This is a genomic window from Ruegeria sp. N8 (assembly GCF_056531325.1).
The window spans coordinates 63,719-80,728 of record NZ_JBQFLQ010000003.1; the positions used below are offsets into that span (position 1 = coordinate 63,719).

The following is a 17,010-nucleotide window of genomic DNA, read 5'->3' on the forward strand; positions in this document are numbered from 1 at the left end:
CAGCTCCAAACGGGTGGAACCCCGGTCTGCGTCAAGAGGCGCGTTCCTTCACCCTCGCGCGCGGATCACCTGAAGCAATGGCAAAAGCGCGGCCATCTCGGGCCCACGCTCCATCCCTGTCAGCGCCTTGCGCAGCGGCATGAACAATCCCTTGCCCTTCCGGCCTGTGGCCTCTTTGACAGCCTTGGTCCAAACACCCCAGGTCTCGCCATCAAACGGCCCTTCGGGCAGCAATGCCACGGCTTCGGTGATGAAGTCACGATCGTCTTCGTCGATCAGCGGCTCTGCCCCATCGCGGCACAATTCCCACCAACCCTGCAGATCAGCCAGAGTGGTGATGTTCTCACGCGCCATGGCCCAGAAGGGCTCGGCCATATCTGCTGGGACACCCGCATCCGTAACCGCATCTGCAACATCCGCCAGAGGCAGAGACTGCAGATGTTTCGCGGTCAGCGGGAATAGGTCCTGCACGTCGAATTTGGTCGGTGCTGCGCCGAAACGCCCGATGTCGAATCCGTCTATCAATTCAGCCATGTCCGAACGTAATTCCACCGGATCGGACGAGCCCAGACGCGCCATCAGGCTTAGCAGAGCCATCGGCTGAACCCCCTGCTCGCGCAGATCGCGCAGCGCCAGCGTGCCCAAACGTTTCGACAGCGCCTCACCTTGCGGGCCGGTCAGAAGCGAGTGGTGCGCAAAGCGCGGGCAAGCGCCGCCCAGCGCTTCAATAATCTGGATCTGGGTCGCCGTGTTGGTCACATGGTCCGAGCCACGCACCACGTCCGTGACACCCATCTCGGTATCATCCACCACGGATGCGATCGTATAGAGAACCTGCCCATCGCCCCGGATCAATACCGGATCAGACACGGAAGAAGCATCAATCGAGATGTCGCCCAGAATGCCGTCATTCCACTCGATCCGCTCGTGATCCAGCTTGAAACGCCACACACCGTTTCCGCGTTCCGCCCGCAGCGCCTCTTTCTCGGCCTCCGACAGGTTCAGCGCAGCGCGGTCATAGACCGGGGGCTTGCCCATGTTCAGCTGCTTCTTGCGCTTCAGGTCCAGTTCGGTCGGCGTCTCGAACGCCTCATAGAAACGACCCATCTCGCGCAGCTTGTCGGCCGCTTCGGCATAGCGATCCAGACGGTCGGACTGACGCTCGACGCGGTCCCATTGCAGCCCAAGCCACTCCAGATCCTGTTTGATCGCATCGACATATTCTTCTTTCGACCGCTCAGGATCAGTGTCGTCGATGCGCAGGATGAACGTACCGCCAGCCTTGCGGGCGATCAAATAGTTCATCAAGGCAGTACGCAGGTTGCCCACATGGATGTAACCGGTGGGCGACGGGGCGAAACGGGTGGTTGTCATAGGTGTCTCCTGTTGGCGCGGCTCTTGTCACAGGATGGGCGTTTTGTCCAGCCGTGGGCAAAGGCCCACCAAGGAACTCAAACATGGCCAACACACAACCTAAACAAAAATTCACACGTATTGTTCAACAACGCACCCCATATCTTGGGTCTATAACCTACCAAGAGACGCGCACCGGCCTAGCTTTGAAGCTGGCGTTCTGACAGGGAGACTTAGATATGACCATCAATTTGACGCGAAGAGCGGCCTTGGGCGCCGCGGCCACACTACCTTTTGCTGCAGCCGCGACCCCGCTTTTGGCCGCAGGAACCGAGACCAAAGCCAACTCGACCATCGCCAAATCGTACCACCTCGGTGATTTCACGGTCACGACCCTGTTGGATGGCAGCCTGCCCCGCGATGGTGCCAAGGAGATCTTCGGCGGTGGCGCATCGGATGAAGAATTTGCCAAAGTATCCGCCGACAACTTCATCCCTGCAGACAAGGCGCAGTTCTTCTTTACCCCGACGCTGGTCAATACCGGGTCCGAACTGGTTCTGTTCGACACCGGGCTGGGTCAGGGCGGTATTCAGGCGGCGCTGGCAGATGCAGGCGTCACCCCCGATCAGATCGACGTTGTTGTGATCACCCACATGCACCCCGACCATATCGGCGGCATGACCACCGACGATGCACCAACCTTTGCCAATGCGCGCTTCGTGACCGCCGCACCGGAATATGACTTCTGGGCGGCACAGGATGCAGGCAACCGCGTCGGTGATCTGGTTGCCGCCAAAGTGACCCCACAGGCCGAAAAGATGACCTTCCTCACCGATGGTGGAGAAGTCACCTCGGGCATCACCGCCGTCGCCGCCTATGGGCACACACCTGGCCACACGGTCTATCACCTGGAAAGCAACGGCCAGCGTCTGGTACTGACCGCCGACCTTGCCAACCACTATGTCTGGTCCTTCGCACACCCCGAGTGGGAGGTCCGCTTTGATATGGATAAAGCGGCCGCGACAGCAGCGCGTCGCAATGTTCTGGGTATGCTCGCCGCCGACAAGGTTCCGATGATCGGCTACCACATGCCCTTCCCCGCCGCTGGCTATGTCGAGACCCGCGGCGACGGGTTCCGCTTTGTCCCCGTCAGCTATCAGATGGCAGGCTAAGCTCTAGTATCCTGGGTCCGGCCGCACTTTTGAGCCATCCGTAAAACGGGACAGGCGGAAGGCGGCCGGATCGACACAGGGCGATCGCCCTGTGACCAGATCGGCCATCAACCGTCCCGCTCCGGGACCGATGCCGAATCCGTGGCCGGAAAAACCGGTTGCGATGAATATGTCCGGAATTTCTTCGACGCCCGAGATTACCGGGATTGCATCCGGCGTAACATCAATCATCCCTGCCCAGCTTTGCACCAACTCGGCGTTCCGCAACGCGGGTATGCCCTTTCGCGCGTTCGCCCACGCCCGCCGCAGCACCTTGCCAGACGGCTCAGGGTCCAGAACGCGACACTGTTCGAACGGAGTGACATCCGTAGGCAACCATTTCCGGTCCTGCTTGGCTTCAATGGCCCACCTTTTCGACCACCGAAATCGCAGCGACCGCCACTCCTGCCGGAATGCGGGCAGGAACCACCATGCCAACCGAAAGCTGTCGGGCACGATATCAACCGTGTTTTCATGGCCGGACGCGATCGTATAGCCACCGTCAGCACGCTTGCGCACGGCGAAGTCATCCGACCACAACGCCGCCTCGGGCCCTTCGACCGGAGAGGTGCGCAGCACCGTGTTCAGCACCTTGAGCTGCGGCAAGTCAATGCCCGCATTCCCAGCAAACAAACGCGACCATGCGCCACCGGCCAACACCACGCGATCACAGGCGACACGACCGCGTTCAGTGAAAACACCCGCAATGCGCCCGCCCTGCACATCAACACTGCGAACAGCGCAATTGGTCATCAACACTGCGCCGTTGTCGCGCGCGGCCTCGGCGATGGCGGGGGCCGCCCATTGCGGCTCGGCCCGGCCGTCGCGGGGCATGTGCAGGGCACACTCCAGATCGGTCCGATGACTGGGCAGTAAGTCGTCCAGTTCTGCCCCCGATACCATCCGAGCGCCAATCTGCAACCCATCGACATGTCGCGCCCAACGTTCAAGATTTTGCGCATCCCGCGCGCCGGAGGCGCCAAACAGGATACCTGATCGCGTAAACCCGGTTTTACGCCCGGTCCTCTCGTCCAGCCCGTCCCAAATCTTTTGCGCCACGCACATCAACGGAATTTCGCGCGGGTCACGCAGCCCCAATCGCACCCATCCCCAGTTGCGCGAGCTCTGTTCGCCTGCAATCTGGCCTTTTTCGCACAACAGAACCGAGACGCCCCGTTCGGACAGCTCCAACGCAGTTGCCGCGCCGATGATTCCGCCCCCGATCACGACGACGTCTACCACTTTGGGAAGTTTCAGATCAGGTTCAACGGGGGTTGGTTTGGGGCCGGGCATCAACCGCTCATACTGCATTCTATGAAACGCAATGAAGGCGCGGGATTGGGCCCAAGGCAATACGACATTCGGCGCAGATCACAGATTTAAACGACCTGTGTCAATCACGCCATTTTCGGGGATATTCAGACTAAGCCACACCGCATAATTCGGCCCATTTCTGACGCAGAACCTGGGTAAAGCCGACAACCGGAGTCTCGGCTTCATCCTCCGCAGCTTTGAGCAAGGGCAGGTCAACATCGACCAGTTCTTCGCGCAACTCGGTAGGCGTAACTTTAGGCAGAGGCGGCTCAGCCGCGCTCAAAATACCGGCGATGGCGGCATCCACCTCGGCTTCGTTCAGATCCTGCCCCTTGTCTGCCATTGTCTTCCACGGCGGCGGAGCATGAAGAGGTTTGTCATATTCCTCATACATAGCGATACCAAATCGTTAACACAGACACCCAATCTCGGATGTGTCACACCTGCCCCAGCTAGGGCGATAATCAAGCAAAAATGTGTCGGAAAAATGGCGCGCGCTCAAGCAAGCCCTTGAGAAAAGATCAACTTGCAACCCATCGCACGACGAATTGCAGACAATGCCACCCTAGCCGCGGCATTGATTACAGATACGATACGATCTGCAGGCGCCGCAGCGGCAGGCGACTCAGGACGGGTCGCGCCAGCGATTTACGATTGGATACCTGCGATCCAGCCAGAAAGCCCGGCTGGTCAGCCGCGTTCCGGGGGCTGACTGGAACCGCTTGTATTCGCTGATATAGATCAGATGCTCAACCCGGCGCGCAGTAGCGGCATCAAACCCGGCCTCAACGCAATCCGCGACCGAGCCTTCGCCGTCGACCAGAATTTCAAGGATTGCATCCAGCTCGGGATAGTCCGGCAGGCTGTCGCTGTCTTTCTGATCCGCCCGCAATTCCGCGCTGGGGGGCTTGTCGATGACCGAGGACCGAATGACCTCGCCCTCCGGCCCCATCATCCAGTCGTGGTGGTTTTCATTGCGCCAGCGGCAGGTCTGAAAGACACGGGTTTTGTAAAGGTCCTTGATGGGGTTGTACCCGCCATTCATGTCGCCATAGATCGTGGCATATCCCACCGCGACCTCGGATTTGTTCCCGGTGGTCAGCAACATCTCGCTAAACTTGTTCGAAATCGCCATCAACAGCAGCCCACGCAAACGCGACTGGACGTTTTCCTCGGTCAAGTCTGCGTCACGCCCGGCAAACAACGGGGCCAAAGTGTCCGTCACGGCGGCGCGAATGTCCGAGATGGGCACGTAGTCATAGTGCACGCCCAGTGCCTTGGCGACGGCCTCTGCATCGTCCAATGAACCCTGACTGGTATATTCTGACGGCAACATCACACAGCGGACATTCTCGGACCCAATCGCATCCACCGCAATTGCCGCGACCAAAGCGGAATCAACCCCACCTGACAGACCAAGCAGCGCCTTTTTGAACCCGGTCTTCCCCATATAGTCGCGCAAGGACTGCACCATCGCGCGATAGTCCTGCTCCCATTCATCTGGCTGAGACGCGACCTCGGCCGGAACGATCCGCCACCCCTCATCGCCCCGCTCAAGATCGATATGGGTAACGGCCTCGTCAAACACAGGCATCCGAAAGGCCAGCGCGCCGCCGGGGTTCAGGCCAAACGTGCCGCCGTCAAAGACCTGATCGTCCTGACCGCCAACCATGTTGAGGTAAATCAGCGGCAGGCCGGTCTCGACCACGCGCGCCACCATATGATTGAGGCGCACGTCGTATTTGTTGCGGAAATAGGGCGAGCCATTGGGAATCAACAGAAACTCGGCCCCGGTCTCTTCCAGAGTTTCCGCGACATCCGGGTGCCAGCTATCCTCGCAGATCGGGCTGCCTATCCGCGTATTGCCCACCGAATACGGCCCGCCCAACGGACCGGAATCATACAGGCGAACCTCGTCAAAGACCGTTTCATTCGGCAAGTGATGCTTCAGCACCTTGCTGCCGACCTTGCCACCCTTGAGGATCAGGTAGGCGTTATACAGGTTGTCATCCTCGACCCACGGCCCGCCGATCGCCAGCGCAGGGCCGTCGGCGCATTGGGCGGCCAGTGCCTCGACCGCAGCCATGGCGGCGCGGTGAAAGCTGGGCTTCATCACCAGATCCTGTGTGTTGTAGCCAGTGATGAACATCTCGGGGAAGGCGATCATGTCCGCGCCTGCGTCGCGCGCCTGTTCCCATGCCACGACGGCCTTGGCCGCGTTGCCCTCAATATCCCCTACAACAGGGTTGAGTTGCGCCAGAGTGATGCGGAAACGGTCGGCCATGGTGCCCTCTTGCCCTCGTCAGTTCCTATGCCATTTACCAGATCGCACCGCGAGGAAAAGGCAAATGCGGCAAAACCCGTTGCCCTGCCCCCGGCGGTATCTTAGTTTTGCGCTGTAGAACAACCACCCGCAGGCAGGAAAACCCTATGAACGTCATCCGCACCTCAATCGCCGCTACCGCGATGGCCCTGTTGGTCTTGCCCGCCAGTGCGCAGGACGGGCAGGTCATCATTGCGGATGATGAGGTTGGCGGCGTCTACGAAGGTACTTTCCTGAACGGGCTGCGGCACGGCACCGGTACTTATCGCCTGCCCGACGGCTTCGAATATGAGGGCGAGTGGTCCGAAGGCGAAATTCAAGGCCAGGGCATAGCCCGCTATGCGAACGGGTCAATCTATGACGGTGCGTTTGCAAAGGGTCAGCCGGAAGGGCGCGGCCGGATCATCTATCCCGATGGCGGCAGCTATGAGGGCGAATGGTCTGATGGCACGATCAACGGGCAAGGTATTGCCACCTATGCCAATGGCGCGCGCTATGAAGGCGGGTTCAAACAGGCGCAGTACCACGGCAAAGGAACTCTGACCGACCCCAGCGGATATATCTATGAGGGCGACTGGGTTGAGGGCGCGAAACAGGGCAAGGCCAAGATCACCTCGACCCAAGGCAGCGTTTATGAGGGCGACATCGACAATGGTGTGCGCCATGGACAGGGTACGCTGACAGTGCCCGACGGCATGACTTATACCGGAGACTGGGTGCAGGATCGCATGACCGGCAAGGGCCGCATGGTACAGGCCAATGGCGACGTCTACGAAGGCGATCTTGTCGACGGGCGGCGTCAGGGCAAGGGCAAGGCCACCTACGCCAATGGCGCGACCTATGAGGGCGACTACACCGACGACCGCCGCCACGGCAAAGGCCGTTTCTTAGGCACGGACGGTTTTGAATATACCGGCGAATGGCAGGACGGGCAGATCGAAGGCTTTGGCGAGATGACCTATCCCGACGGCTCCACCTATGTGGGTGACTTCAGCGCTGATCTACCCCATGGCAAGGGGCTGCACACCTACCCGGACGGCATCATCTACGAGGGCGACTGGATCGCCGGAATCTTCGAAGGCTCCGGCAAGGCGACCTACCCCAACGGCGTCGTGTATTCGGGTCAGTTCAAAAACGGCCTCAGCCATGGCACCGGCGTGCTGACCTTCGCCAACGGCTATACGTACGAGGGGGATTGGATCGAGGGCGCCCGCCACGGCAAAGGGCGCGCCAGCTTCCCGGATGGAACCGTGTACGAAGGTGAATTCGTCGATGGCGTCCGCGAAGGGCTCGGCACGATCACCACTCCGCGTGGGTTTACCTATACCGGCGATTGGGCGGGTGGCAAAATCAGCGGCACTGGGATCGCCACCTATGCCACGGGAGACGTCTATGAGGGTGGCTTTCTGGACAACAAACGCCACGGCGACGGCACCATGCGCTATGCCAACGGCCAAGAAGAATCAGGCGTGTGGGAAAACGGTGTTCTACCGGGCAAAACCGCCGCCGAGCCCCAGGCTGCACCGGCCGAAAACACCACATCCGACGCGCCTTCGGACGGCTAGGTTCACCAAGGCACCGGCTGCCCGGCCCAATCGAAAAAGCCACCTGTATCGTCCGGGGTCAGCGCCTCGATCACTGACAGCAAATTCTGCGCGGCTTCGTCTGGTTCAACGGTCGCTTGGCGTCCTGCGTATTTACGGGTGAACTCGGTGCGCACCGTGCCGGGATGCAGCGAAACGCATACCGCCTGCTTGTGTGTCCGCGCCAATTCGATCGCCGAGGTGTGAACGATCTGATTCACAGCAGCCTTGGCCGCGCGGTAACTGATCCACCCGCCCAGACAGTTGTCGCCAATCGACCCGACCCGCGCCGACAGCACCGCCACGACGGCCCGCCGGTCCCGCGGCATCAACCGCGCAGCTTGTGCCAAGACCAAAGCTGGCCCCACCGCGTTCAAAGCAAACTGATCCATCATCGCCTTGGCTGACAAAGCGCGGATCGTCTTTTCCGGCTCGGCCCCGTTGATTTCAAGCGCACCCGAGGCGACGAAGATCAGGTCAAAGGGTCCTTCAAGCGCTGCCAGAGCGGTACTGACGGTGTCTGGCTTGGTCAGGTCAAACCCAACCGAAGACCGGGACAAACCTGTTACCGCGACCGATTGTTTCTCCAACCGCCTACAAAGCGCCGATCCGATCCCGCCCGACGCGCCAATGATGAGTGCTTTTTTCATAGCCGATCACCTAGCAGCCCAAGCGCTTACTTCAACGCATCGCAAAAAACGTCCCTGCGCGTGTAAGACCTGTAAATTCCGTCTTTTCATTCGCGTTCCGCTCTGTATAACCTCAATCCCATGATCAACCACGCAGATATCCTTGTTGCCGACACCGCCCTTCGCGGTACGTGGCTGCGTGGCCTACTGATCCTAATCCGCCTCTGAGCGTGCCATCCGGCGCGCCCGCTCAGAGGAGGACGCCCGCGCGCCATAGGCTTTAGGACAGAAGAAGAAAGAGATTCCCATGACCAACGTGACCGACCAAGACCGCGTCTTGATCTTTGACACCACTTTGCGCGACGGCGAACAAAGCCCCGGCGCAACCATGACCCATAACGAAAAGCTCGAAATTGCCGAGCTGCTGGACGAAATGGGCGTCGACATCATCGAAGCAGGCTTCCCCATCGCCTCCGAAGGTGATTTCAAGGCCGTCAGCGAGATTGCCGAGCGGTCGAAAAACAGCCGCATCTGCGGTCTGGCCCGCGCCAATTTCGCAGACATTGACCGCTGCTGGGACGCCGTGAAACACGCACGGCAAAACCGCATTCACACCTTCATCGGCACCTCTCCGCTGCACCGCGCCATTCCGAACCTGACGATGGACGAGATGGCCGATAAAATCCACGAAACGGTCAGCCACGCGCGCAATCTGTGCGACAACGTGCAGTGGTCACCGATGGACGCCACGCGGACCGAGTGGGATTACCTGTGCCGCGTGATCGAGATTGCGATCAAGGCGGGCGCGACCACGATCAACATCCCCGACACGGTGGGTTATACCGCGCCGGTGGAAAGCGCCGACCTGATCAAGCGCCTGATCGAGACCGTACCGGGCGCGGATGAGGTGATCTTCGCCACCCACTGCCACAACGACCTCGGCATGGCGACTGCAAACTCGCTGGCCGCCGTCGCGGGCGGAGCGCGACAGATCGAATGTACCATCAACGGTCTGGGGGAACGCGCGGGCAACACCGCGCTGGAAGAGGTCGTCATGGCACTGCGCACCCGCAATGACATCATGCCGTGGCACACGGGTATCGACACCACCAAGATCATGCATATCTCGCGCCGTGTGGCGACGGTGTCGGGCTTCAACGTGCAGTTCAACAAGGCGATTGTCGGCAAGAACGCCTTTGCGCATGAAAGCGGCATCCATCAGGACGGGATGCTGAAGAACCGCGAAAACTTCGAGATCATGCGCCCTGAAGATATCGGTTTGTCCGGCACGTCTTTGCCCCTGGGCAAACACTCAGGCCGCGCGGCCTTGCGTGACAAGCTGGAAACCTTAGGCTTTGATGTTGGCGACAATCAGCTGAAGGACATCTTTGTTCGGTTCAAGGATCTGGCCGACCGCAAGAAAGAAGTCTTTGACGACGATCTCATCGCGCTGATGACCATGGATGAGCATGACGACTATCTGCAACTGGTGTCGATGAAAGTGACTTGCGGCACAGGCGGTCAGGCGGAATCGACGGTCGAACTTGAGATGGACGGCAAGGACATCATCGCCACAGAACACGGCGATGGGCCGGTTGATGCGACCTTCAAGGCAATCCGTGCGATCTATCCCAACAAGGCGCATCTGCAATTGTACCAAGTGCACGCGGTGACCGAAGGCACAGACGCCCAGGCCACAGTCTCGGTGCGGCTGGAAGAGGATGGCATGATTGCAACCGGTCAATCGGCCAACACCGATACCGTCGTTGCCTCGGCTAAAGCCTATATCCACGCGCTGAACCGCCTGATCATGCGACGCGAAAAGGCCGGTCCGGGCGCGGATGCACGTGAGATCAGCTACAAGGACCTGACCTGATCGTCTGAGAGCGCAGAGGCTCCCGCACCCGCGGCAGCCCGGCTTCGCCGACCCTTCTTGGGTTTTGGGCCCGGCAGCGCGCCTGCGGCGCGCTGCCGGGCCCAACTCGATTGACGGCATCTTTGATGCTGGCAATCGGGGCGGGAGGGCTTTCTACAACCGCTCAAACAAGGTGGATAGGCGCATAAACTCGTCCTGAATGCCAAACGGTGCGTTCACAATGAACATTCCCGACCCGATCATACGATGCCCCTCGCGCGCGGCCGGAAAGCGCACCTCGTGGCATGCTGCTTTGGGCAGGGTTTGCGCCCGCAGCGCCGCAATCATCGGCTTGTGTCGCCCATCGGTCAAGATCGGATACCACAACGCGATGACCCCAACATTCCACTTTCGGTGCACCTTGGAAATGAACCCCGGCAGGCGGTCATATTCCGATTTCACCTCATAGCTTGGATCGATCAGCAGCAAACCCCGCCGAGGGGTAGGCGGCAGCAATGAATGCGCCAGCGCATAGCCGTCCTGCTTGTAGACCTTCGCTCCGAACCGCGAAACGGCCAGTGAGAGCGCCTCATATTCCTGCGGATGCAGTTCAGCCAGATGCAAACTGTCGTGATCACGCAGCAAATTGCCCGCAATCAGGGGCGATCCCGCATATGCCTGCGCCCCGTGCGTTGCCTGAACGCTGGTCAACGCCTTCGACAAAGGATGATCAGCACCAAACCACCCGTCACGCCGCGCGCGCTCAATTCCTGCAGCGGCCTCGCCGGTGCGGACCGCTTCAGCAGCGTCCAGCTTGTACAAACCCCGCCCCGAATGAGTCTCGACATAGGTCAGGGGTTTGTCCTTGCGCGCCAGATAATCCAGCATCCACGCCAGCAAAGCGTGCTTTTGCACGTCAGCCAGATTTCCAGCATGGTAAATATGTTGATATGAGAGCATGTTGCCTTCTAAAGTCCCTATCAATAAGGCGGAAAGGTGCTGATTGACGCGGAATCAGCCCTTTTACCGGGCGAGATGGCACCCTATAAGACATCCGTCCCGGAACCGTCGAGTCGCGGGCAGTGGTAATTTTGACGAACGGGATCATTAAAAGCATGGGAATCTTTGGCAATCTGGGCGGCTTGTTCACAGCGGACATGGCCATCGACCTTGGGACGGCGAACACGCTGGTTTATGTCAAAGGGCGCGGTGTGATCCTGTCGGAGCCTTCGGTTGTCGCCTATCACGTCAAGGACGGTGTCAAAAAGGTGCTGGCCGTCGGCGAGGACGCCAAGCTGATGCTGGGCCGAACCCCCGGTTCGATCGAGGCGATCCGTCCGATGCGTGAAGGCGTGATTGCTGATTTCGACACTGCCGAGGAAATGATCAAGCACTTCATCCGCAAGGTGCATAAACGGTCTACCTTCTCGAAGCCCAAGATCATCGTCTGCGTCCCACACGGTGCGACCCCCGTAGAAAAGCGTGCGATCCGTCAGTCGGTTCTGTCGGCAGGTGCGCGCCGCGCGGGCCTGATTGCCGAACCGATTGCAGCCGCCATTGGTGCAGGCATGCCGATCACCGACCCGACCGGCAACATGGTCGTTGATATCGGCGGCGGCACCACCGAGGTTGCGGTTCTGTCGCTGGGCGACATCGTCTATGCGCGCTCGGTCCGCGTGGGCGGAGACCGAATGGATGAGGCGATCATCTCGTATCTGCGCCGTCAGCAGAACCTTCTCGTGGGCGAATCCACCGCTGAACGCATTAAGACCACCATCGGCACTGCCCGGATGCCTGACGACGGTCGTGGCCAGTCGATGCATATCCGGGGCCGTGACCTGCTTAACGGCGTACCCAAAGAGATTGAGATCAGCCAGGCTCAGGTCGCCGAGGCTCTGTCGGAACCCGTCCAACAGATTTGCGAGGCGGTAATGACAGCATTGGAAACCACACCGCCCGATCTGGCCGCCGACATCGTGGACCGGGGCGTGATGCTGACCGGCGGCGGCGCGCTGCTGGGCGATCTGGACCTTGCCCTGCGCGAACAGACTGGTCTGGCTGTGTCGATTGCCGATGAAAGCCTGAATTGTGTGGCTTTGGGCACCGGCAAAGCGCTGGAATATGAAAAACAACTGCGCCACGCGATTGACTACGAAAGCTAAGGCGCGCACCCTTTCGGGGTGAAAACTCGGGCAAGAGCAGCACGGGAAGGTAACCTGTGGCAAACGACCGATCACAGCGCGATGAATACACGGCCCCTCTGCGCCGCCTGCTGTTGGGGATCGTGGTGCTTTGCCTGCTGGGAATCTTTCTGGTCTGGCGCATTGACAGCCCTCGGGTCGAGCGGTTTCGCGCGCAGGTGGTGGACCGCGTGGTGCCGTCGATGGAATGGGCGATGGTGCCAGTCACCGCAGTTGTAAACCTTGTCCGCGATTTCCAAAGCTATCAGCGGCTGAGCGCACAGAACCAGGAGCTGCGCAGCGAATTGCGCCTGATGCGGGCCTGGAAAGAGGCCGCGCTACAGCTTGAACAGGAAAACGCGCGCCTGCTGGACCTTAACAATGTGCGGCTTGACCCGCGCTTGACCTATATTACTGGGGTTGTGATGGCCGATAGCGGCTCGCCCTTCAGGCAATCGGTGTTGCTGAATGTGGGCGAACGGGACGGCATCATGGATGGCTGGGCCACGATGGACGGGATCGGCGTCGTCGGGCGCATTTCCGGAGTCGGCCCCGATACAGCGCGGGTCATTCTGCTGACTGATGCGTCAAGCGCCATTCCGGCGACGATCCAGCCTTCGGGTCAAACCGCGCTGATCACCGGCGACAATACGCCTTCGCCCGCTGTGGAATTCCTGGAAAACCGCGAGCTTGTACGACCGGGTGATCGGGTCGTGACCTCGGGCGATGGCGGGGTGTTTCCTGGCGGCCTGCTGATCGGACAGATCGCCGCCGACCCCGGTGGGCGCCTACGTGTGCGCCTGTCCGCCGATTTCGAACGACTGGAATTTTTACGCGTGCTGCGCTTCCATTCGGCTCCACGTATCGAAGATTCCGGCGATGTCGTCGGCCCCAGACGCCCCGAAGCCGCCCTGACCCCATCGGAGGTCGGCGATGGATAGTCAGACTTCGCAGCTTTGGGCCAAACGCGGCTTGTATCTGTTTCTGGCCCTTCTGATCCTGTTTTTTCATCTGCTGCCACTGAACGCGCGGCCAGATCGCTGGCCCTTTCCTGATCTGATCATTGCGCTGACATTCGCCTGGGTGTTGCGGCGTCCCGAGTTTGTGCCCATCCCTCTGATCGCGGTGGTGATGTTGCTGGCCGATCTGCTGCTGCAACGTCCTCCGGGTCTGCTGGCCGCGCTGGTTGTGATGGGCGCGTCCTATCTGCGCAACGCAGCCCCCGGCTTACGTGACGCCGGGTTCATGGGCGAATGGACCAGCGCCGCCGTCGTCATCACGGCTGTTTTTGCCCTCAACCGCGTCATTCTTGCTATTCTGTCCGTGCAACAGGCAGCATTGGGTCCGGTCGTGATACAAGTGGTTCTGACGATTGCGGTTTATCCGCTGATTGTTCTGCTCAGCCAGAGCGGATTCGGTGTGCGGCGGGTTTCGACCTCGGAGTCCGGCGCAGTAGGAGCCCGCCCATGAAGCCACGCAAACAGAAATCGCAGGGTTTGGCCTATAAAAGACTGCCCCGTCGCGCATTTGTTCTTGGCGGATTGCAGGCCGTGTTTATTGGCGGTCTGGCCGCACGGATGCGGTATATGCAGGTGGATCAAGCGGATGAATACCGCCTGCTGGCCGAAGAAAACCGCATCAACATCCGCCTGATCCCACCGACACGCGGTCGGATTTACGACCGCAACGGGCAGATCATCGGGCAGAACTCACCCTCTTACCGGATCGTGATGGTGCGCGAGGATGCGGGCGACGTAGACGCCGTTATCGCCAGACTGTCTGACCTGATCCCGCTGACCGATGATGAGATCGAGCGCGCCAAGACCGAGATGCGCCGCTCGGCCCCGTTCCTGCCGGTCACGCTGGCCGATCAGGTCACGTGGGAAGATATCTCGAAAGTCGCCGTCAACGCCCCCGCCCTGCCCGGTGTCACGCCCGAGGTCGGCATGACACGACAATATCCCAGATACGAGGACTTCGCCCATGTCGTTGGCTATGTCGGCCCGGTCAGCGACTATGACCTCAGCCAGATCGAAGACCCCGAACCCGTGCTGCGCATACCTCGGTTCCAGATCGGCAAGGTCGGGCTAGAGGCCAAACAGGAAATTAGCCTGCGGGGTAAGGCCGGGGCCAAACGAGTCGAGGTCAACGCCACTGGCCGCGTCATGCGCGAGCTTGACCGGCAGGAAGGTACCGCCGGGGCCGATCTGCAACTGTCTGTCGATGCCGATCTGCAGCAATACGCGCAGGCACGTCTGGCGGGCGAAAGCGCCGCTGCGGTCGTGATCGACTGCGAAACCGGCGATATCCGGGCGATAAGTTCAGCCCCCAGTTTTGATCCCAACCTGTTCGTGCGCGGCATCTCGGTCGCGGATTACCGGACCCTGACGCAGGACAATTACCGCCCGCTGGCCAACAAGACCGTGCAGGGCACCTACCCGCCGGGATCGACCTTCAAGATGATCACCGCCATGGCCGCGTTGGAGGCCGGAGTGATCGGACCATCGAACACCGTCTATTGCCCTGGCCACCTGAAGGTTGGCAGCCGCCGGTTCCATTGCTGGAAACGCGGCGGGCATGGCACAGTCGATCTGGAAACCTCGCTCAAACGCAGTTGCGATGTCTATTACTATGACGTGGCCCTGCGCACGGGGATCGACAAAATCTCGGACATGGCACGGACTTTTGGGCTGGGCATCAAGCATGACATACCGATGTCCGCCGTGGCCGCCGGGCTGGCGCCCAATCAAGACTGGAAGCGGCGTGTGCATGGGCAGGAATGGCTGGTGGGTGACACGGCCAATGCCTCGATCGGTCAAGGGTTCATGCTGGCCTCGCCGCTGCAACTGGCCGTGATGACCGCACGGATTGCGACCGGGCGATCTGTCTCGCCGCGTCTTGTTCGGTCGATGAACGGGGTCGAGCAACCCTCGGGCGCAGGTGAGCCGCTGGACGTCAACCCGCGTAATCTGGAACAAGTTCGGCAGGCGATGTGGACGGTATCGAATGACCGGCGCGGTACAGCTTATCGTAGCCGCATCATAGCCGATGATTTCCGAATGGCGGGCAAAACCGGCACCAGCCAGGTGCGCAACATCACTAAGGCCGAACGTGCCGCCGGCGTCATCCGCAACGAAGACCTGCCGTGGGAGCGTCGAGACCATGCTCTGTTTGTCAGCTTCGCGCCCTATGACAAGCCGAAATACGCGATTGCCGTGGTGGTGGAACATGGCGGCGGCGGGTCGAAAGCTGCAGCCCCTGTGGCGCGGGATATCATGTTACAGGCGCTCTATAATGGGACGCCGCCATTGGACGCCTATCCGGTGGCCGACCGCGACCGGATCAAGGAGCTGCAAAAGAAGCTTGAAGGCGATCGCCGCCCCAAAGCGCGCCCGTCCGAAAAGGACCGCGCATGAGCTATCTTGAGTATACGGTCAAATCCACGCCCTCGGGGTTCCGCAAGTTCTTGTATATGAACTGGCCCCTGACCCTGCTGTTGATCAGCGTGGCCAGCGCCGGGTTCCTGATGCTGTTTTCGGTTGCAGGCGGGTCATGGACCCCTTGGGCCGAACCGCAGATGGAGCGGTTCGGGCTGGGCCTGACGGTGATGTTCATCATCGCGCTTGTCCCCATCTGGTTCTGGCGCAACATGTCGGTTGCGGCCTATCTGGGCTCGATAGGCCTGCTGATCGTGGTCGAGCTGTTTGGGACGATTGGCATGGGCGCACAGCGCTGGATCGACCTTGGCTTCATGCGCCTGCAACCGTCCGAGGTGATGAAGGTCGCCCTTGTGATGGTGCTGGCCGCCTATTACGACTGGCTGCCCTCGCACAAAACCTCGCGCCCGCTATGGGTGATCCTTCCGGTGATCCTGATCCTGATCCCGGTGTTTTTCGTGCTCAAACAACCCGACTTGGGCACCTCGATCCTGTTGCTGGCCGCAGGGGGTGGGATGATGTTTCTGGCTGGGGTCCACTGGGCCTATTTCGCCGCTGTCATCGCCGCCGTGGTCGGGCTGATCGCAACCGTTTTCAACAGCCGCGGAACCGAGTGGCAGTTGCTTAAGGACTACCAATTCCGCCGGATTGATACCTTTCTAGACCCCTCCACCGACCCGCTGGGCGCGGGCTATCACATTACTCAGTCCAAAATCGCGCTGGGATCAGGTGGTTGGAACGGGCGCGGCTTCATGCAGGGCACGCAATCGCGGCTGAACTTCCTGCCGGAAAAACATACCGATTTCATCTTCACCACATTGGCCGAGGAGTTCGGCTTTGTCGGTGGCATTACCCTGTTGATCCTTTATGGCCTGATCATCGTGTTCTGTCTGGTGACGGCGTTGTCGACCAAGGACCGGTTTTCGTCGCTGGTGACGCTGGGCATCGCGCTGAACTTCTTCCTGTTCTTCGCGGTGAACATGTCGATGGTGATGGGACTGGCCCCGGTCGTGGGTGTGCCCCTGCCAATGGTCAGCTATGGCGGCTCGGCCATGCTTGTCCTGATGGCGGCCTTCGGTATTGTGCAAAGCGCGCATATCCATCGTCCTCGCTGATTTGAAAGGC

General features: G+C 60.3%; 14 protein-coding genes. 8 read left to right on the plus strand and 6 right to left on the minus strand.

Features of this window, described 5'->3' with window-relative positions:
• Positions 1 to 48: 48 nt before the first annotated feature.
• Positions 49 to 1,374, minus strand: a complete 1,326-nt coding sequence (gene gltX / locus ACR0C5_RS07955) for a glutamate--tRNA ligase (RefSeq protein WP_170789767.1) — start codon at positions 1,372 to 1,374, stop codon at positions 49 to 51.
• A gap of 218 nt (positions 1,375 to 1,592) precedes the next feature.
• Here gltX and ACR0C5_RS07960 point away from each other — a divergent pair, with 218 nt between their 5' ends.
• Positions 1,593 to 2,525, plus strand: a complete 933-nt coding sequence (locus ACR0C5_RS07960) for an MBL fold metallo-hydrolase (protein ID WP_170784802.1) — start codon at positions 1,593 to 1,595, stop codon at positions 2,523 to 2,525.
• Positions 2,526 to 2,528: 3 nt separating this feature from the next.
• Here the strand turns inward: ACR0C5_RS07960 and ACR0C5_RS07965 are convergent, their stop codons facing one another.
• The 3 genes from ACR0C5_RS07965 to ACR0C5_RS07975 form a co-directional block, all read right to left on the minus strand.
• Positions 2,529 to 3,857, minus strand: a complete 1,329-nt coding sequence (locus ACR0C5_RS07965; RefSeq protein ID WP_480875818.1) for an NAD(P)/FAD-dependent oxidoreductase — start codon at positions 3,855 to 3,857, stop codon at positions 2,529 to 2,531.
• Positions 3,858 to 3,987: 130 nt separating this feature from the next.
• Positions 3,988 to 4,221: a hypothetical protein gene (locus ACR0C5_RS07970; RefSeq protein WP_480505775.1), complete on the minus strand. Its 234-nt coding sequence runs from the start codon at positions 4,219 to 4,221 to the stop codon at positions 3,988 to 3,990.
• A gap of 282 nt (positions 4,222 to 4,503) precedes the next feature.
• Positions 4,504 to 6,162 (minus strand): NAD+ synthase, encoded by a 1,659-nt coding sequence (locus ACR0C5_RS07975; protein WP_480875821.1) that lies wholly within the window; start codon positions 6,160 to 6,162, stop codon positions 4,504 to 4,506.
• A 146-nt stretch (positions 6,163 to 6,308) separates the two neighbouring features.
• Between ACR0C5_RS07975 and ACR0C5_RS07980 the strand changes: the two genes are divergently transcribed.
• A complete protein-coding gene (locus tag ACR0C5_RS07980; protein WP_480875823.1) occupies positions 6,309 to 7,766 on the plus strand; it encodes an MORN repeat-containing protein in 1,458 nt (485 codons plus the stop codon).
• Between the two features lie 2 nt (positions 7,767 to 7,768).
• Here ACR0C5_RS07980 and ACR0C5_RS07985 read toward each other — a convergent pair whose 3' ends face one another.
• Positions 7,769 to 8,434 (minus strand): SDR family NAD(P)-dependent oxidoreductase, encoded by a 666-nt coding sequence (locus tag ACR0C5_RS07985; RefSeq protein ID WP_480875825.1) that lies wholly within the window; start codon positions 8,432 to 8,434, stop codon positions 7,769 to 7,771.
• Between the two features lie 286 nt (positions 8,435 to 8,720).
• Here ACR0C5_RS07985 and ACR0C5_RS07990 point away from each other — a divergent pair, with 286 nt between their 5' ends.
• Positions 8,721 to 10,289, plus strand: a complete 1,569-nt coding sequence (locus ACR0C5_RS07990) for a 2-isopropylmalate synthase (RefSeq protein WP_170772442.1) — start codon at positions 8,721 to 8,723, stop codon at positions 10,287 to 10,289.
• Positions 10,290 to 10,442: 153 nt separating this feature from the next.
• On the opposite strand, the gene rlmJ is transcribed toward ACR0C5_RS07990, so the two are convergent.
• Positions 10,443 to 11,228 carry a 23S rRNA (adenine(2030)-N(6))-methyltransferase RlmJ gene (gene rlmJ / locus ACR0C5_RS07995; protein WP_170772444.1) on the minus strand — a complete coding sequence of 262 codons (786 nt, stop codon included), beginning with the start codon at positions 11,226 to 11,228 and terminating at the stop codon, positions 10,443 to 10,445.
• Between the two features lie 155 nt (positions 11,229 to 11,383).
• Here rlmJ and ACR0C5_RS08000 point away from each other — a divergent pair, with 155 nt between their 5' ends.
• From ACR0C5_RS08000 to rodA, 5 genes are read left to right on the plus strand one after another with little or no spacing between them, the layout of a single operon-like run.
• Positions 11,384 to 12,430, plus strand: a complete 1,047-nt coding sequence (locus ACR0C5_RS08000; protein ID WP_039523195.1) for a rod shape-determining protein — start codon at positions 11,384 to 11,386, stop codon at positions 12,428 to 12,430.
• Between the two features lie 56 nt (positions 12,431 to 12,486).
• Complete coding sequence (gene mreC, locus ACR0C5_RS08005; RefSeq protein ID WP_170784818.1) at positions 12,487 to 13,389, plus strand: rod shape-determining protein MreC; 903 nt, start codon at positions 12,487 to 12,489, stop codon at positions 13,387 to 13,389.
• Positions 13,382 to 13,918, plus strand: coding sequence for a rod shape-determining protein MreD (locus ACR0C5_RS08010; protein WP_170784820.1), 537 nt, complete (start codon positions 13,382 to 13,384; stop codon positions 13,916 to 13,918). The genes mreC and ACR0C5_RS08010 overlap by 8 nt, the downstream gene beginning before the upstream one ends.
• Positions 13,915 to 15,864, plus strand: a complete 1,950-nt coding sequence (mrdA, locus tag ACR0C5_RS08015; RefSeq protein WP_170772450.1) for a penicillin-binding protein 2 — start codon at positions 13,915 to 13,917, stop codon at positions 15,862 to 15,864. The genes ACR0C5_RS08010 and mrdA overlap by 4 nt, the downstream gene beginning before the upstream one ends.
• The gene (gene rodA / locus ACR0C5_RS08020) at positions 15,861 to 17,000 is read left to right on the plus strand and encodes a rod shape-determining protein RodA (protein ID WP_480875829.1); all 1,140 of its coding nucleotides are present in this window, start codon (positions 15,861 to 15,863) and stop codon (positions 16,998 to 17,000) included. The genes mrdA and rodA overlap by 4 nt, the downstream gene beginning before the upstream one ends.
• Positions 17,001 to 17,010: the final 10 nt, after the last annotated feature.